Source organism: Streptococcus sp. SP1 (assembly GCF_030440005.1).
In the GTDB taxonomy this organism is placed as follows: Bacteria; Bacillota; Bacilli; order Lactobacillales; family Streptococcaceae; genus Streptococcus; species Streptococcus parasanguinis.
On record NZ_JAQFJJ010000003.1, the window covers coordinates 40,611 to 66,354 of the forward strand.

The 25,744-nt window shown below is 40.3% G+C and carries 21 protein-coding genes and 2 pseudogenes; 3 read left to right on the forward strand and 20 right to left on the reverse strand.

Translation table 11 applies throughout. The features are described from left to right. Nucleotides 1-403: 403 nt before the first annotated feature. Nucleotides 404-658, reverse strand: a pseudogene (locus PCY07_RS02330) (IS3 family transposase); the annotation flags it as partial. A gap of 334 nt (nt 659-992) precedes the next feature. On the opposite strand from PCY07_RS02330, the gene gshAB reads away from it, so the two are divergent. After that, nucleotides 993-3,257 carry a bifunctional glutamate--cysteine ligase GshA/glutathione synthetase GshB gene (gene gshAB, locus PCY07_RS02335; RefSeq protein WP_254726854.1) on the forward strand — a complete coding sequence of 755 codons (2,265 nt, stop codon included), beginning with the start codon at nt 993-995 and terminating at the stop codon, nt 3,255-3,257. 120 nt (nt 3,258-3,377) lie between these two features. Here gshAB and PCY07_RS02340 read toward each other — a convergent pair. From PCY07_RS02340 to PCY07_RS02380, 9 genes and pseudogenes are all read right to left on the reverse strand, one after another. After that, nucleotides 3,378-3,761: pseudogene (locus tag PCY07_RS02340) on the reverse strand (transposase); the annotation flags it as partial. A 228-nt stretch (nt 3,762-3,989) separates the two neighbouring features. Next, nucleotides 3,990-4,412 (reverse strand): hypothetical protein, encoded by a 423-nt coding sequence (locus PCY07_RS02345; RefSeq protein WP_150906294.1) that lies wholly within the window; start codon nt 4,410-4,412, stop codon nt 3,990-3,992. 129 nt (nt 4,413-4,541) lie between these two features. Further along, nucleotides 4,542-4,796 carry a hypothetical protein gene (locus PCY07_RS02350; protein WP_301355993.1) on the reverse strand — a complete coding sequence of 85 codons (255 nt, stop codon included), beginning with the start codon at nt 4,794-4,796 and terminating at the stop codon, nt 4,542-4,544. 270 nt (nt 4,797-5,066) lie between these two features. Further along, nucleotides 5,067-5,450, reverse strand: coding sequence for a barstar family protein (locus PCY07_RS02355; protein ID WP_301355995.1), 384 nt, complete (start codon nt 5,448-5,450; stop codon nt 5,067-5,069). Between the two features lie 201 nt (nt 5,451-5,651). Continuing rightward, the gene (locus tag PCY07_RS02360; protein WP_298617723.1) at nt 5,652-6,035 is read right to left on the reverse strand and encodes a hypothetical protein; all 384 of its coding nucleotides are present in this window, start codon (nt 6,033-6,035) and stop codon (nt 5,652-5,654) included. 142 nt (nt 6,036-6,177) lie between these two features. Then, nucleotides 6,178-6,720, reverse strand: a complete 543-nt coding sequence (locus tag PCY07_RS02365) for a DUF6036 family nucleotidyltransferase (RefSeq protein ID WP_061455705.1) — start codon at nt 6,718-6,720, stop codon at nt 6,178-6,180. Continuing rightward, nucleotides 6,713-7,000: a hypothetical protein gene (locus tag PCY07_RS02370; protein WP_061455706.1), complete on the reverse strand. Its 288-nt coding sequence runs from the start codon at nt 6,998-7,000 to the stop codon at nt 6,713-6,715. Before PCY07_RS02370 ends, PCY07_RS02365 begins: the two co-directional genes overlap by 8 nt. Continuing rightward, entirely contained in the window at nt 6,997-7,449 is a 453-nt protein-coding gene (locus PCY07_RS02375) for a hypothetical protein (RefSeq protein ID WP_061455707.1), read from the reverse strand. Before PCY07_RS02375 ends, PCY07_RS02370 begins: the two co-directional genes overlap by 4 nt. Next, nucleotides 7,439-8,356: an IS1595 family transposase gene (locus PCY07_RS02380; RefSeq protein WP_061455708.1), complete on the reverse strand. Its 918-nt coding sequence runs from the start codon at nt 8,354-8,356 to the stop codon at nt 7,439-7,441. Before PCY07_RS02380 ends, PCY07_RS02375 begins: the two co-directional genes overlap by 11 nt. A gap of 297 nt (nt 8,357-8,653) precedes the next feature. On the opposite strand from PCY07_RS02380, the gene PCY07_RS02385 reads away from it, so the two are divergent. Both PCY07_RS02385 and PCY07_RS02390 read left to right on the forward strand, forming a co-directional pair. After that, complete coding sequence (locus PCY07_RS02385; RefSeq protein ID WP_061455709.1) at nt 8,654-10,546, forward strand: N-6 DNA methylase; 1,893 nt, start codon at nt 8,654-8,656, stop codon at nt 10,544-10,546. After that, complete coding sequence (locus PCY07_RS02390; RefSeq protein ID WP_128861614.1) at nt 10,533-11,636, forward strand: restriction endonuclease subunit S; 1,104 nt, start codon at nt 10,533-10,535, stop codon at nt 11,634-11,636. The genes PCY07_RS02385 and PCY07_RS02390 overlap by 14 nt, the downstream gene beginning before the upstream one ends. A 344-nt stretch (nt 11,637-11,980) precedes the next feature. Here the strand turns inward: PCY07_RS02390 and PCY07_RS02395 are convergent, their stop codons facing one another. From PCY07_RS02395 to PCY07_RS02440, 10 genes are all read right to left on the reverse strand, one after another. Beyond that, nucleotides 11,981-12,565 (reverse strand): DUF1307 domain-containing protein, encoded by a 585-nt coding sequence (locus PCY07_RS02395; RefSeq protein WP_014713523.1) that lies wholly within the window; start codon nt 12,563-12,565, stop codon nt 11,981-11,983. 125 nt (nt 12,566-12,690) lie between these two features. Then, complete coding sequence (galE, locus tag PCY07_RS02400; protein ID WP_041826364.1) at nt 12,691-13,689, reverse strand: UDP-glucose 4-epimerase GalE; 999 nt, start codon at nt 13,687-13,689, stop codon at nt 12,691-12,693. A 64-nt stretch (nt 13,690-13,753) separates the two neighbouring features. Next, nucleotides 13,754-15,226, reverse strand: coding sequence for a UDP-glucose--hexose-1-phosphate uridylyltransferase (gene galT / locus PCY07_RS02405; protein ID WP_014713525.1), 1,473 nt, complete (start codon nt 15,224-15,226; stop codon nt 13,754-13,756). Beyond that, nucleotides 15,223-15,882, reverse strand: coding sequence for an HAD family phosphatase (locus tag PCY07_RS02410; protein ID WP_301356001.1), 660 nt, complete (start codon nt 15,880-15,882; stop codon nt 15,223-15,225). The genes galT and PCY07_RS02410 overlap by 4 nt, the downstream gene beginning before the upstream one ends. Nucleotides 15,883-15,891: 9 nt before the next feature. Then, nucleotides 15,892-17,058 carry a galactokinase gene (locus tag PCY07_RS02415; RefSeq protein ID WP_041826547.1) on the reverse strand — a complete coding sequence of 389 codons (1,167 nt, stop codon included), beginning with the start codon at nt 17,056-17,058 and terminating at the stop codon, nt 15,892-15,894. A gap of 251 nt (nt 17,059-17,309) precedes the next feature. Next, the gene (locus PCY07_RS02420; RefSeq protein ID WP_301356003.1) at nt 17,310-19,721 is read right to left on the reverse strand and encodes a glycoside hydrolase family 3 N-terminal domain-containing protein; all 2,412 of its coding nucleotides are present in this window, start codon (nt 19,719-19,721) and stop codon (nt 17,310-17,312) included. Between the two features lie 158 nt (nt 19,722-19,879). After that, nucleotides 19,880-22,102, reverse strand: coding sequence for an alpha-galactosidase (locus tag PCY07_RS02425; RefSeq protein WP_301356005.1), 2,223 nt, complete (start codon nt 22,100-22,102; stop codon nt 19,880-19,882). Between the two features lie 225 nt (nt 22,103-22,327). After that, entirely contained in the window at nt 22,328-23,770 is a 1,443-nt protein-coding gene (gene gtfA, locus PCY07_RS02430; protein ID WP_301356007.1) for a sucrose phosphorylase, read from the reverse strand. Between the two features lie 255 nt (nt 23,771-24,025). Beyond that, the gene (locus PCY07_RS02435) at nt 24,026-24,859 is read right to left on the reverse strand and encodes a carbohydrate ABC transporter permease (protein WP_195915616.1); all 834 of its coding nucleotides are present in this window, start codon (nt 24,857-24,859) and stop codon (nt 24,026-24,028) included. Nucleotides 24,860-24,872: 13 nt separating this feature from the next. Continuing rightward, a complete protein-coding gene (locus PCY07_RS02440) occupies nt 24,873-25,739 on the reverse strand; it encodes a carbohydrate ABC transporter permease (protein WP_301356009.1) in 867 nt (288 codons plus the stop codon). Nucleotides 25,740-25,744: the final 5 nt, after the last annotated feature.

Below are 25,744 nucleotides of genomic sequence, written 5' to 3' on the forward strand. Positions count from 1 at the left end.
CATTTTGGGAGAGATTCATCTAGTGCACCTAAAGAAACTTGTCCACAACTAACGGTGTCTAAACAAGTTCCACGCAGGCTATTTCAATGGTGATACATAATTATCAGGATAAAATATGATGTAATTTTTGACAATATCTGTTAGACTATCTTCAGTTATGTTTCTCCACTTATGGAGATAGAAGGTTTCAGACTTGAGAACAGAGTGAAACCATTCGATACAGCCATTATCTGCTATTTCGCCTCTTTTCTGAGAATTCTTACACTCCTGTTTCCAGCGATAAAGGTGGAGCGTTTGACGCCGAAACATTCTAAAATAATAGATACAGCGCACGTTTTCTTATACTCTTCTACTAGCTTGATAAGACTTACTTTGTCGATTCTCTTATCAAGCTCTGATACTTTTTTAGTAATTCTACCTGCAAACGTAACTGTTCCACTTCAGATAACTGTTTCATCCCATTACCATAAGTATATTGTTTCCCCACGGGTTGGTGGAAACGGTACAATTCATCATTCTGATACCATCGCAACCAGTTCTTGGCCTGACTAGCATTTTTGATACTGAGGGTATCCATGATAACTTTATTTGATTTGCCTGCCTTCTTCATTTCGATACAGGCTAACTTAGTTTCTACCGAATATGCTTTTTTGACCATAACAAAACACTCCTGTTTCTAGTTTACCAGATTTCAACAGGAGTGTTTTCTTGTGTCTCATTTTATGGGTGCAGTGCCGACCCTAGGGATTCTTTCGTTCTCATATATACGTCATTAGTATAGGCTAATTTGATTTAAATTCCAAGAGAAATAACATTTTACATAAAAATCAGTGGGTATTTTACAATTTTTCCATATAATATAGCTAAAAAACAACTGGTTTTAAGAATTCTTATCTGAAACATTCGGAAATTCCCCTTAACCGTAGCGGAAAGTTGTTTTCATCTCCTATTTATAATAGACTATCACTAACATTAGATGAAAAGGTGACTCTATGACTATAAATCAACTGCTTCAAAAGCTGGAGCCTACTAGCCCTATCCTTCAAGCTAACTTTGGAATTGAACGCGAAAGTCTTCGTGTCGATAGACAGGGAAAATTAGCACATACGCCTCACCCTTCCTGCCTAGGAGCTCGAAGTTTCCACCCTTATATTCAAACAGATTTTTGTGAGTTTCAGATGGAACTCATCACACCAGTTGCTAAATCTACCACTGAGGCTCGTCGATTTCTTGGAGCCATTACCGATGTAGCTGGACGTTCCATCAGTAAAGATGAACTTCTCTGGCCCTTGTCCATGCCTCCTCGTATCAACGCCCAAGAAATCCAAGTTGCCCAACTGGAAAATGAATTTGAACGCCATTATCGTAACTACCTGGCCGAAAAATACGGAACTAAACTACAAGCTATCTCAGGTATCCACTATAATATGGAACTAGGGAAAGATTTGGTTGAAGCCCTATTCCAAGAAAGTGACCAGATTGATATAATTGCTTTCAAAAACGCCCTCTATCTTAAGCTGGCTCAAAACTACTTGCGCTACCGTTGGGTGATTACCTATCTTTTTGGGGCTGCACCTATTGCTGAGCAAGGATTCTTCGACCAAGAAGTTCCAGAACCTGTGCGTTCCTTCCGTAACAGTGACCACGGCTATGTCAATAAGGAAGAAATACAAGTATCTTTTGCAAGCCTAGAAGACTATGTCTCTGCCATCGAAAACTATATCGAACAAGGTGATTTGATTGCGGAAAAGGAATTTTACTCGGCTGTTCGTTTCCGTGGACAAAAGGTTAATCGCTCCTTCCTTGACAAGGGAATCACCTACCTAGAATTCCGTAACTTCGACCTCAACCCCTTTGAGCGTATCGGTATTAGCCAAACTACCATGGATACCGTACACCTACTCCTTCTAGCCTTCCTCTGGCTGGATGCCCCTGAAAATGTTGATCAGGCTCTGGCTCAAGGTCACGCGCTGAATGAAAAAATTGCCCTCTCTCATCCTTTAGAACCTCTACCTTCTGAAGCTGAAACTCAGAACATTACGACAGCTCTAGACCAACTGGTGCAACATTTTGGGCTTGGTGACTATCATCAAGGGCTGGTCAAACAAGTTAAAGATGCCTTTGCAGATTCCAGTCAGACACTAGCTGCTCAACTTCTTCCTCATATCAAAGACAAGTCCCTTTCTGACTTTGCCCTTGACAAGGCGCTTGCCTATCATGATTACGACTGGACTGCCCACTATGCCCTTAAGGGTTATGAGGAGATGGAACTTTCTACCCAGATGCTGCTCTTTGATGCCATTCAAAAAGGGCTTCATTTTGAAATCCTAGATGAGCAGGATCAATTCCTTAAACTCTGGCATAAAGATCATGTTGAGTACGTCAAAAATGGTAACATGACCTCAAAAGACAACTATGTAGTTCCTCTTGCCATGGCTAATAAAACCGTGACCAAAAAAATCCTGGCTGATGCTGGCTTCCCTGTCCCTGCCGGCGACGAATTTACCAGTCTAGAACAAGGTCTAGCCTACTATCCTCTTATCAAGGGCAAGCAAATTGTGGTTAAACCAAAATCAACCAACTTCGGTCTGGGCATTTCCATTTTCCAAGAGCCTGCCAGCCTTGATAACTATAAGAAAGCTCTCGAGATTGCCTTTGCAGAAGATACAGCTGTTCTTGTTGAAGAATTTATCCCAGGAACCGAATACCGTTTCTTCATTCTGGACGGGCGTTGTGAGTCTGTCCTCCTTCGTGTCGCTGCTAATGTTGTCGGTGATGGCAAACACACCATTCGTGAATTAGTCGCTCAGAAAAATGCCAATCCATTGCGAGGCCGTGACCACCGCTCACCTCTGGAAATCATTAAGCTAGGAGACATCGAACAATTGATGTTGACTCAGCAAGGTTATGCACCTGATGATATTCTCCCAGAAGGGAAAAAGGTCAATCTCCGCCGTAACTCCAACATCTCTACGGGTGGTGACTCTATTGATATCACTGAGACCATAGATTCCTCTTACCAAGAATTGGCAGCAGCTATGGCAACTAGCATGGGGGCCTGGGCTTGCGGGGTTGACCTCATCATTCCAGATAAAACTCAGCCTGCTAGCAAGGAAAAACCTCATTTCACTTGTATCGAGCTCAACTTCAATCCCGCTATGTATATTCACACCTATTGTGCTGAAGGTCCTGGACAAGCTATCACTCCAAAAATCCTAGACAAGCTTTTTCCAGAAGTTGCCACAAGTCAAACCTAAAACCTAATTCTTAGGAACAAACAAATCACCTTTATCTCGATGATATGATACCTCTTAAGTAGACAAGGTAAATACCTAAAATCTACGGCTCTTTGTCAACTTTAGTGGGTTGAAGAAAAGCTAAGCTCGAGAAAGGACAAATTTCGTCCTTTCTTTTTTGATATTCAGAGCGATGAAAATTCGCTTCTTGAAGTTTTCAAAGTTCCGAAAACCAAAGGCATTGCGTTTGATAAGTTTGATGAGATTATTAGTCGCTTCCAATTTTGCGTTGGAATAGGATAACTGAAGGTCATTGATGATTTTCCCTTTGTCCTTTAGAAATGTTTTAAAGACAGTCTGAAAAAGAGAATGAACCTTCTTTATATTGTCTTCAATGAGTCCAAAAAATTTCTCTGGTTCCTTATTCTGAAAGTGAAAAAGCAAGAGCTGATAGAGATTATAGTGGTATTTCAAGTCTTCAGAATAGCTCAAAAGCTTGTCTAGGATTTCTTTATTGCCTAAATTGTCAAATTAAGTTAGACTTTTCAAGTAACTCAGAAAAACTTGGTAGGGTGATTGAAATAGTTCTAATGGTAATTCATAGACTACCCTCTGTTCAGCTATTCCCCCTTCATCTGTAACAAAAAAATATTTCTCATGATGTCGCCAAACATGTTGACCATAACCTTTTATTTCCTCAAACTTACTAACTTCTTCTCATTGTAGTCTTGTTGGTTTCATTTTATACCTTCCTTATTTAAGCGGTGATACATAATCATCTGGAAGTTTCCCTCTCCAGTCAATCCACATTTGCTCAGCAATCGGAATTAATCTTTTAAGCTCTTCCTGAGTAAATAATTCTCTAGTTTCAGGTATATCAATTAATGATGTGGGACTCTCTTCTATGAATCGTTTCTCACTAGCTTTCTTTTCTTCTTCCGTCGGTGGCCAACAGTCATTTTGAACTTTCCAGGAAACTTCTTGGAACGTTCTCTCTCCACTCTCTAATAGAGCAAATAATTCTTGTGGGAGTTCATAGACCACTAACCAAGAAGCCACGGTGCCTTCTTCTAAAACTAAATAATATTTGTCCTCATTTTTCCAAATGGATTTTCCATATCCTTCAATTTCCTCAAATTGGGTAACATCTTCCCATTCAAGTTTTGTTGGTTTCATTTTATACCTTCCTTACTTAAGCGGCGATACATAATCATCTGGAAGTTTACCTTCAGATTCGATCCACTGTTTTTCAGCAATTGGAATCAATTCTTAGTTTCGTTATCAAATCAATTAATCTATTGTCCATCAATTCTCTTTTTTTAACTCTTTCTCTAATTGTTTTAAGACTACTAAAATTTCGCTTTTATAATCCATTGTTTCATCCACAAATCTTCTTGCTAAACTAAAAAAACTAATATCGCCGAGATTTTCTCCTCTTCCTATACTCTTAGTTAAGTTATATATATCCTGTATAATTCCCGGGTATAACTTCTGACTTGGATATTCTAAGTCAATTAAATCTTGTAATTTGTCTGTATGTTTCTTATATTTATTTTTCATAATTCAAAACCTTAACTTGGTACAATTCATATATCAACTATCCAGTCTATTGGCCATGGATTTGGTAATAAAACTTGATCAGCTTCTCTGTAAATTTTCTAATCATATGCTACCGTATTCTATTAAATGGTTGATAGTGATCTTCAATAAACCCAATTGAACCATCATCACCAATTGCTATTCGTTCAGGGAATAGAGATTTATCTTTTTGATAAGGATGAACATCCAATTTGTTACCATAAAACAGCTCCATAAAAATTTTCCCATTTTTTAATTTTCCACTATGTAAACTTGAAAACTCTTGACCTTACTGCCAACAACATGTTTTTCAACATCACTTTCCCACCAAGGAAGAACATCTTCTTCCAAAATTTCTAAAAATAAGACTTTAGAAGATAAGTCATCTTTTAAGAAACTATCATAATTTTCAAAAATAAAGGTGCATGTTTCAGCTTTTATCCATGAGAGGTCCGTTAGCCAATCCGTAATAGACGACCAATTATTCGCATCGGGAAGGCCGACAATTTTTTCAAAAAAATGAAATAGCTCTTCTTTGTTTTGGATCTGCTTCCCATCAAAAATTGCTACAAAGCCACTGAAAGGCAATCGATCTTGCAATTCAAGTTTTGTAATGTAATGAATTTTGTTTTTCACGATTTCAAACCTCTCACCGTATTTTTTCGAAATAGTAGTTTTTTTATTGACATCGAATTCTTTGATAATTACTGGAAAACTATCTGTCCCACTACTTTTTCTACTCAATCACTAATTTATATAGTTCTTCAGTTGGAATAAAGCAAGGGCCTCCTAAAAGTTCTTCCTCAAATTGGAAGTAAACTGCATTCTCTTATTCCGTTATATGACATAGAAAAAAGTAACTATCACAATCAATAATATATAGAGAGTACCAAAAATAATGATATGTAATCGTAAGATTCTGTCATGACCTGGATACCTTTCAACGAAGCCTTGTTTAGGTTTCTGGGGATTGCACCATACCGTCATTTTAGAACCAATTGGAAAAATATTTTTTAAATCTAATACATGATAGGGACTTCTGATAAATTTTGTATCAAATACGTCAGCTTTCGCTTTTTTCGAAGTTGTTGTTTCAAAAGTTGAATAAGAGAAACGTTTTTGATATATTTTTCCTTCTACCACATATTCAACAACTGGTAAGGCAGCTAAATCCGAACCATTTAAATAACTATGTTTAACCACTTCTCCAATAACTTGCATAGTTGAATATTTCTGGATATTCTTCTCCCTTTTATAGAATAAAAAATATAGGGAATTATATACCTGTTTACACCAAACGCAAGATATAGTATTTACGAGAATACAAAAAAAGACGATTTCCAAGCGAAAATCGTCTTTTGGTTTATCTAAATTCGTCTGGGTGTTCGGTCATGTATTCTGCTAACCATTCCATACCATAGGCTATTTCGAATACTTCCAATATCAGTGAAATGTCTGGTTGAAAACCGTATTCTTTGAGCTTGTGAATAACGTCTTTTATGGAACGAATTTTAACCAGCTTAATAATGTCCCCAGCATCCTGCCTGTCTCTATCTCGTCCGCTTTCTAATTTCATTCCAAGAATGTAAGAAAGTGGTGGAACAAGGACAGTCAGGTTTGAATAGCTATACGCCTTCTCACAGATAGAGCGTGGTGGTATTCTATTCATATTGGCAACATTATTGTTTAACCACAGTTCTTCAGGCTCGTTCACTCCGAAATCATTACCAACTTTCTCAATAATGCTTCTGATTTTGGCATCTTCTTGATAAAAGGCATCGACATCTTGTGTCCCTCGTAGATTGTAATACTCCAGAACAAAACCACCAACACAGATAATTTCTAGGTCTATATTTTCCTTGGCTAGTTCTGTATTGAGTGCTTCAAATAAAACTTTCTTATCCATAATTTCCCTCTCTAAACAGCTTTAGAATATCCTTTGGCTGACTTTTACGATTTGCTTGTAAGACATGCTCTCTGGTATGAGTGCCATCTGTCAAGGCATCTTGTAGCGTTATCTTTTGAAAAGGAGTTAAGGTCGGATTTTTCAACAACTGCTCCACATCATCAGAACTTAACTTAGTCTCCTCGTCCTGAATAACCTTATAGAGGTAACGAAACCATAAATCGCCATCTTTTTGGGAATGCTCGCTAGCACGAACCATGTAATCATACCAAGTTGTCATTGGCTATCTCCCTTCTTACTCTCTTTAGGGTTAAAATGTAATGCTATCCACAGTTTTTTATCAAACTCAGATAATTCCTTTTTCTTCTGATTCATGTAATCACTAAAATCAGGTAAGGGTTTCGTATACTTCTTTTCAAAGTACATATAAAAATCTTCTTTGGTTTCAGAAATATCCACCAATGCTTCTAGTTCTGCCAAGTGCTTGGATAAACTTTTCCTATCCACCTTTTCCAAGGTATCATAGATACAATTTTTGGTTAGTTGAGCGTAAAATGGACGGTGTTCAATAACAAAATCTACTGAAAATTTCTTTTTCCAGAGTTTTGTGTATTTCTCGTAAAAACTATCAGAGATACTGACCTGATAGGGAATTAACTTGCTATCTACCCTACGAGAGATAGTACGCTCTAGTTCAAAATGTAGGTCAGTCTGTGCATTAGTAACCATAGATTAACTCCTTGTATTTTGTACGAACGCTAGCGCTAGAGAGCAAGAGATTAAAACGTTGAGTGTCAGAATAATCACGAGTGTTGTATCGAAAAACAAATTCATCCACATAATCTTGAAGATGCTTCTTAGACCATGAGTGGTAGATACCTAAAACCCCTCGTTTCAAACCAGCCCAAAATCCTTCAATGGTATTTGTATAAACATCACCTACGACATACTCTCTTGCACCATGATTAACATAGTCGTGTTGATACATTTTTGCCACTTTATTATAACCCAGCCATTCATCTGTGTAAAGCTGAGCAGTTTCTTTCACGTATTTTACGATTTGTTCCGTCAATGTTTTTGTCTTTGTATCAGGAACGTGGTGAGCATTGACTTTACCTTGACGTTGTACCATACCGACAACTGCTGATTTATCTTTCAAGGAACGACCTTGTGCATTTTTGACTTTCTTAGAGTTATGACGGTTTTTATTTTTGCCACCAATATATGTCTCATCAACTTCTACCACATTATCAAGGTCGTTGTCATTTTCAGAACCGAAGCATTTACGAATACGCTCTAGCATAAACCACGCTGTCTTTTGTGTAACCCCTATATCCTTAGAAAGCTGAACAGAGGAGATACCTTTTTTATGAGAAGTGACAAGCCAAATCGCCATGAACCATTTACGCAATTCAATTTTAGTATTGTCAAAGAGAGTACCTGTCTTGACATTGAAGTATTTACCAGTATTCTTGCAACGGTATTTGTTCCCTTTACATTTATAGACTTTTGAAGTAGCATCAAAAGGGCTGATAATCACATCGCCCCAAATCATATTTTCCAAATGGTCAATACATGATTGCTCGTCAGGAAAAGCAGATTGTAAATCAAATAATGACTTAAATTCAAACTTCATAACTGGTACTCCTTTATCTTGAAATCTATTATAGCACTATAAAACATAATTGTCAACAGTTTGTGTAATAAACTACTAGACAAAAGACTGCCTTTTTTGATATAATAGAACTATCAAAAAGTAAAGGAAATGATTGGTATGAACGCAATACAGCTACCAGCTACCAGCTACCAGCTACCAGCTACCAGCTACCGCTGATTATGTAAGTGACGGTCTTTTTTGTCAACCTCTAAAACAGGCTTTTTTATGTATTTATGAAGAAGCTATTTATTTTATCAATAATTTCGAGGTGCAATAATGAGGTGTTTTGAAATTATTGATAAAATTGGTAGAGATTTTTATTCTTCTAATCTTGAAAATGGCGAGTTTAGTTACTCTAAAGCTTTGAAATCTGTTGGTAAATCTATTTCTGAATACAGAAATAGTAATTCAAAGAAAAAACATAACTACTTAGATATTCGTTTTGAGAATGACCGGTTGGCTATTTTAGTTGAAACTAAAAACAGATTTGATAATTGGGATAAAGCTGAAATTCAACAGCAACTACAAGAGTATGTAAAATACGAAAAAGCATATTCTGACAGGAAAATTGTAGCAATTTTAGCAGAAACAGAGGGCAACGATGTTTGGACATGGTATGGTCAATCAGTCATTATAGACGATGAGCACATGAATAATGAGCTGACAAATATTCTATCTTTTGAGGAATATGAAGAGTTATGTTTTGGCAAAGTAAACGATAAACTAAAAGTGGTGGATTCAATTAAAACACTGAATGAACTACTGCATTCTGATGGTATAAATGAAAAATTGCGAAGTCAATTTGTTGGAACATGTTTACTTGCTCTTAAAAATGGACTAGTTTATGAAGGGATAAAAGCAACAAAAGATACGAATGGAAACGACCTGTCTCCCGAACAAGTTATCCTAAAAAGTATCAAAAATATTTTAGAGGGATTACTATCTCAAGGCGGAGATTTAAATAAAGTAGGAAAGTTAGCAATACTTAATAATAAAGTCTTAGAAGACCAAGATGTAACCAGCTTGAGTTATCAAGAATTAAAAGCTTTATTAGCCTATATAGATAACAATATTATCCCTTATATCAATGATAAAAATACAGCAGGTCAGGATTTATTAAATCTTTTCTTTACGACTTTTAATAAATATGTAGGGAAGTCAGATAAGAATCAGGCTTTTACACCAGACCATATCTGTGATTTTATGAGTAAGATTGTAAATGTTAATAAAAATTCTCGTGTACTTGACCCATGTTGCGGGAGTGGTGCTTTTTTAGTACGTGCTATGACAGATGCTATGGATGATTGTGATACTGAGGATCAACGTGATGCTGTTAGAAAGAATCAAATTTTTGGTATAGAATATGAAGATGGAGCATTTGGTCTGTCATCTACAAATATGTTGATACACGGTGATGGAAACTCAAATATTATTCAAGCTTCCATGTTTAATAAGGGTAAGTGGATTACAGATGCTAATGTAGACGTTGTACTTATGAATCCACCATATAATGCGACCAAAAAAAGTTGTGATCCTGATTATGTCAAAAAATGGTCTTCAAAGGTGACTCAAGACCCTTCAAAAGGACTTCACTTTGTTGAATGGGTAGCACGTCAAGTAACTGGACAAGGTAAAGATGAGGCTATTAAAAATAAGACAGCTAAAATTGCTGTTTTACTCCCAATGCAAGCTGCTATTGGCAACAGCAAAGAAACTAAATCGCTTAAGAAAAAACTGCTTGATAAATATACTTTAGAGGCTGTTTTTTCTCTGCCTGACGAAATATTCTATCCAGGTGCTTCTGCTGTAGCTTGTTGCATGATATTTGATTTGTCTCAAAATCATGCTAAGTCCGATAAGGATACTTTCTTTGGATACTTTAAAGATGATAAATTTATCAAAAGGAAAGGTTTAGGTCGTGTTGAGAGGGTAGATGATAACGAAGATAGCTTATGGGAACAGGAAAAATCTAAGTGGCTATCGTTGTACAGAAATAAACGTGAAGTAGCTGGGATGTCTGTTATGAAGAAGGTCAGCTATGAAGACGAATGGCTTGCTGAAGCCTATATGGAAACTGATTATTCTACACTTAATTCTAATGATTTTCAACAAACTATAAATCACTATCTATCTTTCTTAGTAAAAGAAGGAGAATATGGCGATGATTGATACTCAAGATTGGGAATTTTTTGATTTTCCAAAAGTGTTTCGCATGGAAAATGGTTTTTATAATAAGAAACCTGAATCAAGCGGAGAAGGAACTATTCCATTTATAGGAGCAACTGATAAGAATAATGGAGTGACAGATTATTTCACAATAGAAGAGATTGAATCAGCTTCTAAAACAGGAGATGAACCTAATCAAGAATTAGATGTTAAATTATTCGCACCACACGCTCTCTGTGTTACTAATAATGGTTCTGTTGGTTACGCTTATTACCAAGATAAACCATTTACTTGTAGCCATGATGTTAATCCCTTATATCGTATTGACGGTGATTTCAATGAATTTACAGCATTATTCGTTGCGACAGTCATAATGCACGACAGATACAGATGGGGGTACGGACGGAAATGGCGTCCAAAAAGAATGAAATACTCCAAATTAAAACTTCCTATTCAAAAAGATGCCAATGGAGAACCCATTCTTGATGTAAGTAAACGATTCTCAGATTCTGGTTTTATACCAGATTGGGATTTTATGGAAAACTTCATCAAATCACTAAAGTATAAACTGCCTAAAACTAAAAGAAACACTTATGCTGATATTTCTTCCCAAAACTGGGGTTCATTTACATTAGAAGAACTAGGTATTGAGATATACAAAGCTAAAGCCCATGCAAAAATTGATATGGATTTTTCTAAAAATCGAAAACCAAGTAAATTGCCATTTGTCAGTAGAACAGAGTTAAACAATTCCGTAGATGGATGGGTTTCTAAAGATGAAGAAAGTGGTGTTGAAGAAGGAAATGCTCTTGTCGTAGGAGATACAACCTCAACGATTTCCTATCAACCTAATCGCTTTGTTGCAGGCGACCACATTGTTGTAATTAGAGCTAAATGGTTAGACAAATACACTGGTCTGTTTGTCCAAACCTTACTTAATAAAGAAAGATATAGGTATTCGTATGGACGGGCATTTAAGATGGATTTAATCAAAACCACACAATTATTTTTACCGGTAAACAACAATAAAGAAGTTGATTGGAAATGGATTGAAAATTATATTAAATCCCTGCCCTTTTCAGAGAACATCTAACAATAAAAGACGATTTCCGAAAGGAAGTCGTCTTTTTTGATATTATTGGAAATACTATATCTTGTAGTTGGTGTAAACTGGTATATAGTTCCCAAAATATATTAAAAGGAGGAAGCCAAAAAAAGCTGTGAAGGTGAATATTATTTGAATATATAGGGCTTTCGTCATTTTACAACCGCCTTACTATTTAAAATATATGAATAGAATTTAGTTTAAGGATTTTCTTTATTCCTTTGCCAATCATTCTTTAAACTCACTTTTGTTTAAATCCTATTTTACCAAAATATGGCCATGAATTCATACTAAAACAAAAAGAGCAGCAAACTGAGCTGCTCTCTTTTTGTTTATTTTTCGACCATTCCGCCCTTGATAAGACTGTCTTTCGTTACTGAATAACTGACTGTTTTGTCATCTAGGGGATTGAAGCCTGGTACGATTTCTTTTAATTTATTAAAATCGATTTTTGTGTAATCAATAGTATTGCGGATATAAAAGATTCCGTCCTTGTATTCTGATGTTAGTTCAAATCCATGGCCCATCAGATCTTTGAATTTTTCTTGGCTCTTAGCGACGGCTTCTTTCATGGTTTCAAGAGGGTTCTCACCAGGCACTTTTGAGACGTCGTAATCATCAACTTTTTCTTGTAATAACAAGGTATCTCCCTTGTAATACAAGGTTACAGTGGACTTACCTGCTTCATCACTCGTTTCAAGAACGGTTTTTTGTGCACCTGCTAGTGCATCTTCTTTTTTGCTTTCATCAGTTGATGACTCTTTTGTCTTTTCTTTAGCGGATGATTTGCTTGTTGCTTTACTAGTCGCCCTAGTGGACGATGGACTAGTAGATTTTGTACTCTCTTTTTGTGCGCAACCAACTAAAAGAAAACCCGCTGTCAAGAAGACGGCTAACATTTTTGTGGTTTTATTCATCTTGAATACCTCACTTTTTGATGATTAGGGAAATGACTGACGTCTGAAATGAGTCCTGTAGCAAGATCAACTGTAGATATAGATGTTATCAGAAAAGCCTCAAAATGATGTTCACAATCCTCTCCTTATCGATCATTGTAGCCGTCTGGGTGGCTAGAATGCCAAGCCCAGGCTGTTTGGATGATGGTTTCGATATTGTCAAATTTTGGTTGCCAGCCGAGGATGGCACGCGCCTTCTCAGATGATGCGATCAAGGTATCTGGATCACCTGGTCTGCGATCAGCCATCTCAAGTGGAATCGGATGTCCCGTCACCTTGCGAGCTGCTTCAACGATTTGAAGATTGGAGAATCCAGTCGATGAGCCCAGATTAAAGGCGGTCGATTCATTCCCTTTTCGGAGATACTCCACTGCTAAAAGATGGGCATCTGCCAAGTCAAATGGATGGACATAGTCCCGAACATTGGTGCCATCTGGTGTCTGGTAGTCATCTCCAAAAATAGAGATCTTTTCGCGTTTGCCTTGGGCCACTTGTAAGACGATCGGCAAGAGATGGGTCTCTGGTCCATGGTCTTCTCCGATAGATCCATCTGGCTTAGCACCTGCTACATTAAAGTAACGAAGAGGCACATACTTGATGCCGTAGGCTTGATCGGCCCAGCGCATAATGGTTTCCATCATGAGCTTGCTTTCCCCATAAGGGTTGATCGGTTTTTGTGGAGTGGTCTCAAGAATCGGAATTTCTTCTGGAATGCCGTAAGTGGCAGCAGTTGAAGAAAAGACGATGTAGTGGACCCCACATTCATGCATGACTTCCAAGAGTTTGACCATGCCTGCTGTATTGTTATCAAAATATTTCAATGGATCGGCCATGGATTCCGCGACTAGTGAGTAAGCCGCAAAGTGGATGACCGCATCGATATCTGCATGTTCCTTAAAAACAGTGCGCATAAAGTCTTGGTCCGCCAGGTCTCCTTGGTAAAAGACGGCATCTGGATGCACCGCTGCACGGTGACCTGTGACCAGGCTATCGACCACGACGACTTTTTCCTGTCCTTCATTGACCAAACGGTCCACCATGTGGGAACCGATATAGCCAGCTCCTCCGAGTACGAGTATTGCCATTTGTTTTCCTTTCGCTTCTTTGTCTTCTCTCTTATTGTACCAAATTTCTGCCTCTTCTCCACACTTAAAGTGTCGCAACAAAGCGTCTAAAGGCAGCTTGTCCTTCTGCTGTTCTCTTGTAGACTCCAGCATCTTCCAGCACACGCGCAAAGATCTGGCCAACCGATTCACGGACAAGGGCCTCTGCCCCTGCTTCGTCTGTAATAGCTGGGTGAGTAGCTTTCAAGTCATCCGCCCAAGGCTGGTGGTAGGTCGCCACAGTGCTTTCACGACCAAGCAGATAGTCTTGAACCTGCTTGAGCTCTTCCTTGAGTCGAGGTGGCAAAATGGCCAAGCCCATGACTTCGATCAGGCCGATATTTTCTTTTTTAATGTGTTGCACATCCGCATGTGGGTGATAAATGCCATCGGGATGCTCTGGTGAGGTTTGATTGTCACGTAGCACCAAGTCCAGTTCATAATGCCCATCACGAATCCGTGCAATGGGGGTAATGGTATGGTGGGGCTGACCGTCGGATGCCGCTAAGACTTGAACAGCTGGATCCGAGTAGCCACGCCAGACTGTAAGGATATGGTCTGCCAGAGCAATCAATTGCGCCTTGTTATCTGATTGCAACCGGAGAACCGACATGGGCCAGTTGACAATTCCTAGTGACACCTCTTCAAATCCCGGAATGGTAAAGCTTTCCTCAACAGGAGCTAGCTCCATAGGGAAGGTGTGGCGTCCGCCTTGGTAATGGTCATGAGTCAGGATGGATCCCCCTACAATGGGAAGATCTGCATTGGAGCCCGCAAAATAGCCTGGAAAAGTCTCGACAATGGTCAAGAGTCGCTCAAAGGTCTTGCGACTAATGGCCATGGGCACATGCTGGCTATCAAGGAAAATGCAGTGTTCATTGAAGTAGGCATAAGGGGAATACTGGAAGCCCCAATCATGACCGTCCATATCAAAGCGGATGATCCGATGATTGGCCCGGGCTGGATGGTCTAGGCGACCTTGATAGCCTTCATTTTCAAAGCACAATTGGCAGGCTGGATAATGACTGGCTTTGGCAAGCTTGGCTGCTGCAATGTCTTTAGGATCTTTTTCAGGTTTTGACAGATTGATGGTGATTTCGAGAGAACCGTAGGGAGTTTCAGCCTCAAAGGCAATGTTTTGCGCAATCGCTTTGACCTTGATGTAATCATTGCACTTAGAGAGAGCATAGAAATCAGCAATCGCGTCTTCCTTGGACTGACGGTAGGTCTCCCAGAAACGATAGTTGACCTGACTAGGGCTAGGGGTGATCCAATCCATCAACTCCGCTCCCAAGCTGTCCTTGGCGGCCATGCTGTCTTGGATCTTATTATTCGCAACAGCAATCTCTACCAGCTGATCTTTGAGCGCAATCAAGTCTTCATTTTGGGCTGGAGCGTCTAGCCCTTCTTCTCCGACGCGACTCATGACGCGATTTTTTAGATAAATCCGATCCATCTCTTCGTAGTCACTCGCCGCAATGACGGCTGTGACAAATGCATCCAAAATTCCCTGATTCATTGATTCTCCTTCTTACGTTTTAAATAGTCTCTAACAGCATCCAAATCCTGGAAAACTTGTTCTGCTTTAGTTAAGAAAGACTGTGCTGGTACTTTTAAATCTGGAACACATATGACTGGGATTCCAGCCCGATAGGCTGCTTCAATCCCTGCTTCACTATCCTCTAGCACTAAGCAATTCTCTGGTAAAGCATTCAAATCACTACAAGCCTTTAAAAATATATCTGGGTAAGGTTTACTTCGTTTGACATCTTTTGCAAAAACTAAATGGTCAAATAGGGACAGTACCCCATTGCTATCCAAGATCATTCTAGCCCGAGATTCAACACTTGAAGTTGCTAGGGCGATTGGAATGCCCTCTGTTTTCAAAAAAGTAAGCAAATTTTTAGCACCTTTTTTTAAATGAACACCTTGGGCTAAGATTCGACCTTCTAGTTCATAAACTCTAGCCAAGGATTGGTCAAAGTTCCATGGTAAATCATAGGTATCCAAAAATCGTTGAACATTCTCCTCTTCCCTATGTCCACTGTAGTCTCTAGAATAAGTTTCTTCTGTGAAAGGAATTCCAAAATCTCTAAGCAATTCTTGATAAACTTTTAGAGAAATGATTTCAGTATCGGCTAATAAGCCATCTAAATCAAATATTACAGCTTCCATTATTATTACCTAGTCTAAAACCCGTGTTCCTGCCGCAACTTCTGCAATATAAAAGCTAGGCGCATAGCCAACGACTTCTTCATAGCGTTTGCCAACAGCTTCTTTAAAGGCTTCAACCTTATCTTTGTTTACAAGGGCGATGGCGCAACCACCAAAGCCTGCTCCTGTCATACGAGCGCCCAAGACGCCTTCTTGTTCCCAGGCTGTATGCACCAAGGTATCCAATTCTAGACCTGTCACTTCGTAGTCATGCTCCAATGATACGTGGGAAGCGTTCATGAGACGGCCAAAGCCTTCCAAATCACCTGCTTCAAGTGCCTTACGAGCTTGGAGAGTCCGTTGATTTTCAAGTACAGCATGGCGAGCTCGTTTGATGCGATTTTCATCCTTGATCAAGTAGCTGTAGGCATCAAAAGCCCAGAGATCCAATTCCCCTAAGGTTTGGAGGTCCAGTTTTTCTTGGAGTTCAGAGACGGCGGTTTCACATTCTGAACGACGTTCATTGTATTTTGAATCCGCTAATTCCCGGCGTTTGTTGGTGTTCATGATGACCACGACATTGTCTTTGAGGTCCAGCGGTACCAAATCATACTCTAGGGTGTTGGTATCGAGATAAATAGCCCGTTGATCAGCTCCCATACCGATGGCAAATTGGTCCATGATCCCAGAGTTAACTCCGATGAAGTGATTTTCGGTTTGTTTCCCGATCTTGACCAGATCTAGACGATCTAAGTGAAGATCATATAGTTTCTCAGCGATGACGCCAATCAAGAGCTCAAGGGAAGCTGAAGAAGAAAGACCGGATCCATTTGGAATATTGCCATAAACATAGACATCCATACCGCTATCAATGACATGACCCGCTTCTTGCAAGAAGTGGAGCACGCCTTTTGGATAGTTGGTCCAGTTGTGCTCTTGTTCAAAGTGGAGGTTTTCAAGCGGAACTTCAATGATCCCCTTGTCTTCAAAGTTTCCTGAGAAGAAACGCAAGACCTTATCCTCACGCTTTCTTGCAGCTCCGTAGGTACCAAGTGTAATGGCTGCTGGGAAGACATGGCCACCATTATAGTCAGTGTGTTCACCAATCAGATTAATCCGTCCTGGTGAGAAGAAAGTGTGGTCAGCCTTTTCCCCAAAGACAGCCTGGAATTTTGCTTGTAAATCTTGAGATGTGATTGTTGTCGTCATGAGAAACTCCTTTAGTTTTGTAAACGTTTTTATACTTGTATTATATCTGATAAGAAGTAAAATTTCAAGTATTTTTAGTAAAATTTTATTTATTTTTTATTTTATGTTCGAAAAGGCTATAACAAAGGTTTTTCGTCCGATCATAACTTCTATTTCTTTCTTGCTTTTTTGAGCTAATTTTAGTAAACTTTTACCAAAAAATCTCAATTGGGAGAGACCCAATTGAGATTCTTCATTCATTAGTGTTTCTTTCTTGGATAGACAAAAGATCCAAGGAAGGTTAAGAGGCTGACACCCATAAGGGATAGGAGGTTCCCTGTTTGACCAGTCTTTGGCAATACCGATGAGGCAGGACTAGCAGATACACTTGCAGGAGCCTGAGCAGTGTCATGTGATACAGAAATCGGAGTGACTTGTGGACCATCAAGAGGGCTCACCTTTTCTTGCTTGCTAACAAGAACCTGTGTTCCAGTGTGACCAACCTCTACTGGTTGTGTCTGATGGGTTGGATCTTGAACTGGTGAAGTTGGAACTTGGGTTTCTGGTGTTGGCAATGGAGCAGGTGCTGGATAGAAGAGACCATGGCCAATGCGGTAGGCGTACTCTGTTTCCGACATTTTTCCATCCACAATTTTTGGAATATCCACCGGTAAGGTACCTAGATGTTCCTTGCCATTGAAGATGACTTCCACTCCTGCAGGAATATTAGGACCAAATGCATTGTCTGGTTTGAGGGATTCCGTTGGATCCATTCCCTTATTTCCATAGACTGCCAAAATGGCTTTGGCTGCTGGATAGTTGGCTACATCATAAGGTTTAGAGATAGAAAGGACAGCTGCCTTCTTATGATTGGTATTGGCATAATTGACGATCTCTGTTGGGATCTTGGTCCGCCAGAAATCTTTATCCAGTTGCCCTTCATATCCAATCTCTGAAATGACTACGATGTGAGTTGCTTTCTCTAGGTCTTCTTTTAGACTATCAAGGGTGGATTCCTTAGTGAAGTTCTTGGCCACAAAGGAGGTATCTTTTGGAAGCACTCCGTCAGCAATTAAGCGACGCATGCCTAAATCGAGTCCAGGGACTTCATTTTCAAAAGCTCCTAAGAGTAAGACATGGTCCCCTGTTTGTACCTTAAATGGCAAGGTATTGTCTTCATTTTTTACAACCGTCACCGCTGCCGCTGCAATCTTGCGTTCCAAGTCACGATTGAGGCTAGATCCGACTGCTTCCTCTGCTTTTTCAGCTGTCCGAGCACTTGGATCAAAATTCAGGACCCCACGTTTTTCTTTGAGGGTAAGGATCCGGCGAACCGACTCATTTAAGCGTTCTTCTGAGATGTCACCGGTTTGGACCGCATCTACCACTGCATTGACAATGGTATCAATCTTGGTCAAATCGGCTTTGCTGCGAAGGGTCGTTGGCATCAAGACCAGGTCAACTCCTGCTTTGATGGCCATCTTCACAGCTTCCACCTCACCGAAGTTCTTAGCGATAGCATCCATTCCCATGGCATCGGAGACAATCACGCCCTTATAGCCGTATTTCTTCCGTACCAAGCCCGTTAAAATATCATCAGAGAGAGTCGCTGGAACATAGATTTTCTCACCTGTTTCTTTTGACACGACCTGATCTTTTTCAATCTGCGGGTACTGGATATGAGCTGTCATCAAGAGGTCGACCCCTTCATCCATAGCTTTTTTGAATGGAAGGAGTTCCAATTTTTCAAGTTCGGCAAGAGATTTATCCACCAATGGGAGACCCGTATGCGAATCGACCGCTGTATCTCCATGACCTGGGAAATGCTTGGCTGCCACAGCCACATTGTAGTCTTGAATTCCTTTCATCATCGGAATACCCAAGTAGGCAACCCGATTCGGGTCAGATGAGAAGGAACGAAGACCAATCACAGGGTTTTGAGGATTGTTATTGGTATCTAGAACCGGAGCGAAATCCACATTCAAGCCTAGTGCAGAAAGCTCCCGACCGATGATTTGACCGGCTTCTTTCGCTAGTTTGGGATCATTGGTAGCCCCTATAGCCATACTACCAGGAAGGGCTGTACCCGTACCCAAGCGGTAGACGATCCCTCCTTCTTGGTCGATGGCTAACAAGAGCGGAATCTTCCCGTTATTGGCTTTGTTTTCAATCGCTGCCTTTTGCATATCTTGCGTCAGAGCCAGAGTTTGCTTGGTCTCTTTGACGTTTTCAGCAAAAAGAATGACGCCTCCAAAATCATATTTATCAATTGCATCTGCTACTTCAGCATTGACCTTGGTGAGATCCTGTGGCGATTCCTGATTAGCCTCCTGCCACTTACGGAAGTCCGGCATGATCATTTGAGTCACTTTTTGTTTGAGTGGCATGTTTTCAATCAGTTTTTCCACTTCAGGAGATGCCGTCTCTGTCGATGTTACCGTTGGGGAGGTAGCAGGGACAGCTGCACGGTCTGTTGAAGTCGGCGTTTCGGTCACTTCTCCCTGATTTTCTGTGGTGGTTTCTGGACTTGGAGAAGCCACCACCTCTTCTACTGTTGCTGCCGGTTCATTGGCTTGATCCGACGCTTGAGCTGTGTCTGCTTTTGCTGTTTGAACGGATAATAGAGCAAAAGCCGTTAATAGGGCCGCAGATGGATAAATGATTTTTTTCATAAAGCGACCTCCTTTCTTTCAATAGATATTGTACCATTGTTTTATAGTTTTGTAAACGGTTTCAGTTATTCGTCATAAAAAGACCTCTTAAGTAGATTTTGGTCATTTACCCTGTCTACTTAAGAGGCATCCTATCAATAGATACTCGCTTTTTCTGATTATTTTACTTCTTCAAAAACCCAAATGTGAGAGTCAAAATCACAACTCAGTTTCTCTTGATCTAAAGGCTGGCCACAGGAAGCGTCTGAAAGGCTAAAGCCTGCTAACATCAGTTCCGCACCACTATACTGTTTCCCATCCACTTCATAGAGGGCGTCTGCATTCAGTCCTTGAAGATACACACGATCATAGGCACGGTTCACTTCGTTTAATAGCTTATACTGAGCCAGAATCACTCGGGAACGATTTTGACTGACAACCGACCATACGACTTGATTTGAGTCAAAAGGAGAGCGCAAACGGTAGAAATTTCCTTGATGAATCAGGGATCGCTCTTTTTTGTAAAAGTCAATTTGTTCTTTTACGATTTCCTTCTCAGCCTGCGTCAGCTCAGCTAGATCCAACTCATAACCAAAGACCCCAAAATAAGCGACATTTCCCCTTGTCGTAAGCGGTGTGATCCGATTGGTTTGGTGATTAGGGACAATGGACACATGTGCTCCCATCGTCGAGAGTGGATAAACTAGACTGGTTCCGTATTGGATCTTAAGCCGTTCAACGGCATCTGTATCGTCACTGGTCCACGTTTGGGGTGCATAATAAAGCAAACCTGGATCAAATCTACCGCCTCCTGAAGCGCAAGATTCAAAGAGAATAGAAGGGAATGCTGTCGTTAAACGATCATATAAGTGGTATAATCCAAGAACATAACGATGAAACACTTCTCCTTGCTGGTCTGGAGCCAAGGATTTAGAAAAGACATCTGTGAGCGGACGGTTCATATCCCACTTAATATAGTCTAATTTTGTCTCTTCAATCACCCGTGCCATTTGCTCATAAATGGCATCTACTACTTCTTCACGGCTAAAATCTAAGACAAATTGATTTCGTCCATGACGTGGTGAATGACCTGCTACTTCTAGGATCCAGTCCGGATGTGTACGATAAAGATCGCTATCTTTGTTGACCATTTCCGGTTCAAACCAAAGGCCGAATTTCAAGCCCATATCATGAATTTTCTCTGATAAAGTCCCGATGGTATCTGGAAATCGTTCGCGATTGGCAACCCAATCTCCAAGACCCGTTCGATCATTGGTTCGTTTTCCAAACCAGCCGTCATCCAACACAAATAGTTCGACGCCAACTTCTTTGGCATTTTGCGCAATCCTGAGCAGTTTTTCCTGATCAAAATCAAAGTAAGTTGCTTCCCAATTATTGAGTAGAATCGGCCGCTCCTTATCTCGCCATTCTCCCCTAGCTAGACGGGTACGATAAAGACGATGGAAAGTTTGACTCATATCGTTTAAACCATTTCTACTATATACTAGAACTGCTTCTGGACTTGTAAAGCTAACACCAGGGTCTAATTTCCAACAAAATTGGAAGGGATTGATTCCCACTTGAAGTCGGGTGACATCGAAAGTATCCACTTCTGCTTGAAGAAGGAAATTTCCTGAGTAAATCAGGCTGAGTCCAATAACCTCCCCCTGATTCTCGGTGGTTTCAGGCCGTTTCAGAGCAATGAAAGGATTGTGCAGATGACTAGAGATTCCACGGGTTGATTCAATCGATTGGATTCCTTGACGTAACAAGGTGGAATGAATGTGCCTTTCACGAGCCCATGCTCCAGAAAGCTGTATCATTTCATAGTTTCGATCAGGTAGGTCTAACGAAAGACTGGTGACTCCTTCAATGGAAAGGGGCCTTGAGCCTTGATTGTTAATCAGGTGACTTCTCGTTATCACAGGGAAGTCTCGGAAAATACTATACTGAATAGTCACTTCCACACCCGACACCGAATCGATCAGATTCACTTGCAAGGTCTGGCATTCATCCTCGTTTTCAACATAAGTTGCTGGTAAACCTTCTAATCTTGGTTTTCCCTTTAAAATCACATGATCTTTATAGATAAAATCTGTCAGCCGAGAACCATTTTCAAAAGACAGTTCTAAGGCAGGATGGCGAAAATCTGTCGCCCCATACTCTGGAAATTCTTGCTGCAAGTGTTCGAGTGAATACAGAAGATCCCCTTCTTGCCGGTAAGTGGTCATCGGACGGTGCTTCATTTCCACCAAATGACGATAATCCCCTTCTGGCAAGGTCGGACCATAATAAAGATGGAGCAACTTCCCATCATGGGAAATCATAAAGATATAAGAAATAAAATCATTTCGCAGATGAAACTGCTTGTATGTTTCCTGGTAGAGAATGAGGTCCCTCATATTTATCCTTTCTTGTATCAGAGTTCCTAGTATTATACGAGGCTATTAAGACAGATAGAGACAAAATTTGCGAAGGTCAAAGTAGATCTTGAATGATTAGACCCTGACAAGGTCAAAGTTGCAAAAGAACTACTTGCCGGGTAGATAGGCTACTAGAAAGGTCTGCCAAATCCTTTGTTTTAAAAATATTGGAGAAAAACTGTCTCGCCCTGACTTCAATCGTTTTTAAAACACCATTTCTTGACCGTTTTCTGTCACTTGGTAAGTGCCCTCAGCAAGATCGATTCGGGCTACTGCTGTGACAGTTTGGTCTTTATTTTGGCGCGTGATGACAATGGTATGATCATCTGGTGTTACCACCTCAATGCTTCCTTCTAAATCAAAAGCTTGCGAGTTGTTCCGGAAACTAAAGAGCTTGAGAAGGGATTGCACGACTGGCCGCTCCACTTCTTGAGCAATTTCTTCATTGCTGTAGTAATGACGGTTGATATTGCGGCCTTCTTTGGTGTTTTCTAAGAGTTCCAAATCATTCTTCCCGGCTAGGAATCCAACATAATAAACTTGTGGAATACCTGGTGCAAAAGCTTGAATTAAACGAGCTAGGAAGTACTTACGATCGTCATCTCCAAGCGCTGAATAGTAGGTCGAATTGATTTGGTAGATGTCCAAGTTGTTGTATTCTGCTGTTGAATATTTGCGTTTAACATTTGCCCCAACCTTATAGAGCTCATTTGAAGCATAGTCAATCTCTTCATCTGTCAAGATATCCTTGACATCGACCACTCCAATTCCATCATGGGTATCCAGCGTCGTGAACTGCTTCATGGGACTCATCTTCAGCCACTTGGAAAGGCGATCCACTTTTGAACTATAGAGGCTATAGAGGGTCACCATTGGAAGCGCGAAGTCATAGACATAATAATCGTGGTCAGCAATCTTAAACTGGATGGAATAGTGCTCATGAATCTCTGGAAGAAGCTCAGCACCGTAGCCTGCTGCCATATCGCGCACCTTATCCAACAAATCCCAAATGTCTGGCTCCACGAAGAAATCATTGGTGTCCAATTTCTTCACCGCATAGGCAAAGGCGTCCAAACGAATGAGGTCGCAGCCATTGCTTGCCAGGTGTTCGATGGTCTTACGAATAAAGTCCATGGTCACGTCCTTGGTCACGTCTAGATCAATCTGCTCTTCCCCAAAGGTATTCCAAAGATGCTCGATCGTCCCATCCGCAAAAGTGATAGCTTGTTTTGGAGCTCGGTCTTTGCGCTTATAAATCAAGTCCACATCTGCTTGAGTTGGGCGATTCTCCGGCCAGAACTTGTCCCAGTTGAGAAAGAGGTCCTTGTAGGCACTTTGGTCGTGCTTTTCTTGGTAGTCCTTGTAGTATTTAGATTGACGAGAAATGTGATTGATCATAAAGTCAAACATAAGATAGTACTTGTCGCCCAAGCGTTTGACATCTTCCCAATCTCCAAAGGCTGGATCCACTTGGTCATAGTCTACAGGCGCAAAGCCACGGTCACCAGTTGAAGGGAAAAATGGCAAGAGGTGAACCCCACCTACTGCATCCCCAAAATGTTTCTCTAGATTTTCATAGAGATCCTTCAGGTTATTTCCTAAGCTATCTGAGTAAGTAATTAACATAGTTTTGTTTTGAATTGGCATACTGTTTTCCTTTTCTTTTTTGAAAGCCAAGTCTTAAGAGACCTGGCTTTCTTGAGTTTATATTTTTAAATAATTGCTTCCTAGGATACGATTTAAATCAGCAAGCTGAATCGTTACTTTGTATCTGGAATTGAACACGGGACTAATTTCTTAGGAAAAAAGATAAATCTCCTTGTGTGCAAGCACACTACGTCGATTTCCTATTTTTCTACAGAAATTTTCAGCAAGCTGAATCGTCCCTTTGTATCTTATTTCTTATTTCACTGCGCCGTTGCTCATTCCTGCGATGATATGGCGTTGGAAGAAGAGATAGACAATGGTGATACTGATAATACCGACCACGTAAGAGGCAAAGCTTGGTCCGTAGTCGTTGAAATATTGGCCTGCGTAGTTGTATTGGAACAAAGGCAAGGTCCACATTTTGGAATCTCGGTTCAAGACAAGGAGTGGCAACATGAAGTCATTCCAGAACCAAAGGGCATTGATAATCATGGTTGTCGCATGCATCGGTTTCATCATTGGGAAGATGATGCGGAAATAGGTTGTAAATTTACCAGCACCATCGATTTCTGCTGCTTCATCCAAACTTTCTGGAATAGAGATTTTGATATACCCTACATAGAGAAAGAGGGTCTGTGGAATCGCATAGGTCAAGTAGAGCAAGATCAAACCAAAGGTGTTAGCCAAACCGAGTTTACTCATCATAACCGTAATCGGAATCATGATGACTTGGAAAGGTACGAAAATCCCAAGGATCAAGAGGGTGTACATGATGGTAAAGGCTTTTCTTTTACTCATATTGCGGGCGATTGAGTAGGCCGCCATAGGAATAAAGATCATCACAGCAAGTAAAGACAAGACAGTGATGACAACAGAGTTCCAATAATAGCCTCCAATGCCATCAGCTAAGAGACGGCTAAAGTTGTCCCATGTGAAATTCGTCGGGAATCCAAAGAAATTGTCTACGATATCCTTGGTGGGTTTGAAGGAACTAAAGAGGGTGGCAAGGAGTGGCACTAAAATCAGAACCGATCCTAGAATCAATAGAATGTATTTGCCAATCAAGGCTTTTCTTTCATCTTGTTTCATCGTGCTTCTCCTCTTAAATTCCAAATTTCTTAGATACTCTCAATTGGATGATCGAAATCACTACAATCAAGAAGAACAGGATTACGGCAATGGCATTGGCATAACCGAATTGGTTGTTTTTAAAGGCGTAGTTATAAACCAAGAGTCCAAGTGAGGTTGTGGCATTGTTTGGACCCCCACCAGTCATGGCAAAGACTTGGTCAAAGGCGGTAAGCCCACCTTTTAGGGCTAGGATAAAGACCATAGAGACACTTGGCAACAAGTAAGGCAATTCAATATTCCAGAAGACTTGCTTGCTCGTCGCACCATCGATTCTGGCTGCTTCTGTAATCTCAGTTGGAATAGATTGTAGACCAGCTAGGAAGATAATGATAGGCATGGCCACCCCTTGCCAAAGAAGGACAAAGACAGCCGCAAAGATCGCTCCCCACTTAGTCCCTAAAAGACTGGTTTGAAGAAACTCAATATGAAGGGCATTCCCAATCGCTGGTAGACCGTAGTTGAAGACTTGTTTGAAGATCAACGCCACTGTCAAACCAGACAAAACAGCTGGGAAGAAGAACCAAGCACGGAAGAAGGTTTGGCCTTTGATTTTAGAGTTCAAAACACGCGCAATGAAGATCCCAAGGGCAATCTCACCAACTACCATAGCAATCGTGATGATCGCAGTAAAGCCAATAGCATTCATGAATTTTGGATCCATAAAGAGGAGCTTAAAGTTGTTCAAGCCAACAAATTTGTAGTTATAGGTCAAACCTGTCCAGTTGGTAAAACTGTAAAAGGCTCCTTGAAACATTGGCACATAGAAGAAAATTGCTTGTAATAAGAGGGGAATGACCACAAAAGCCCATGCCCAATATTTTTGTAATACTTTTTTCATCGTCT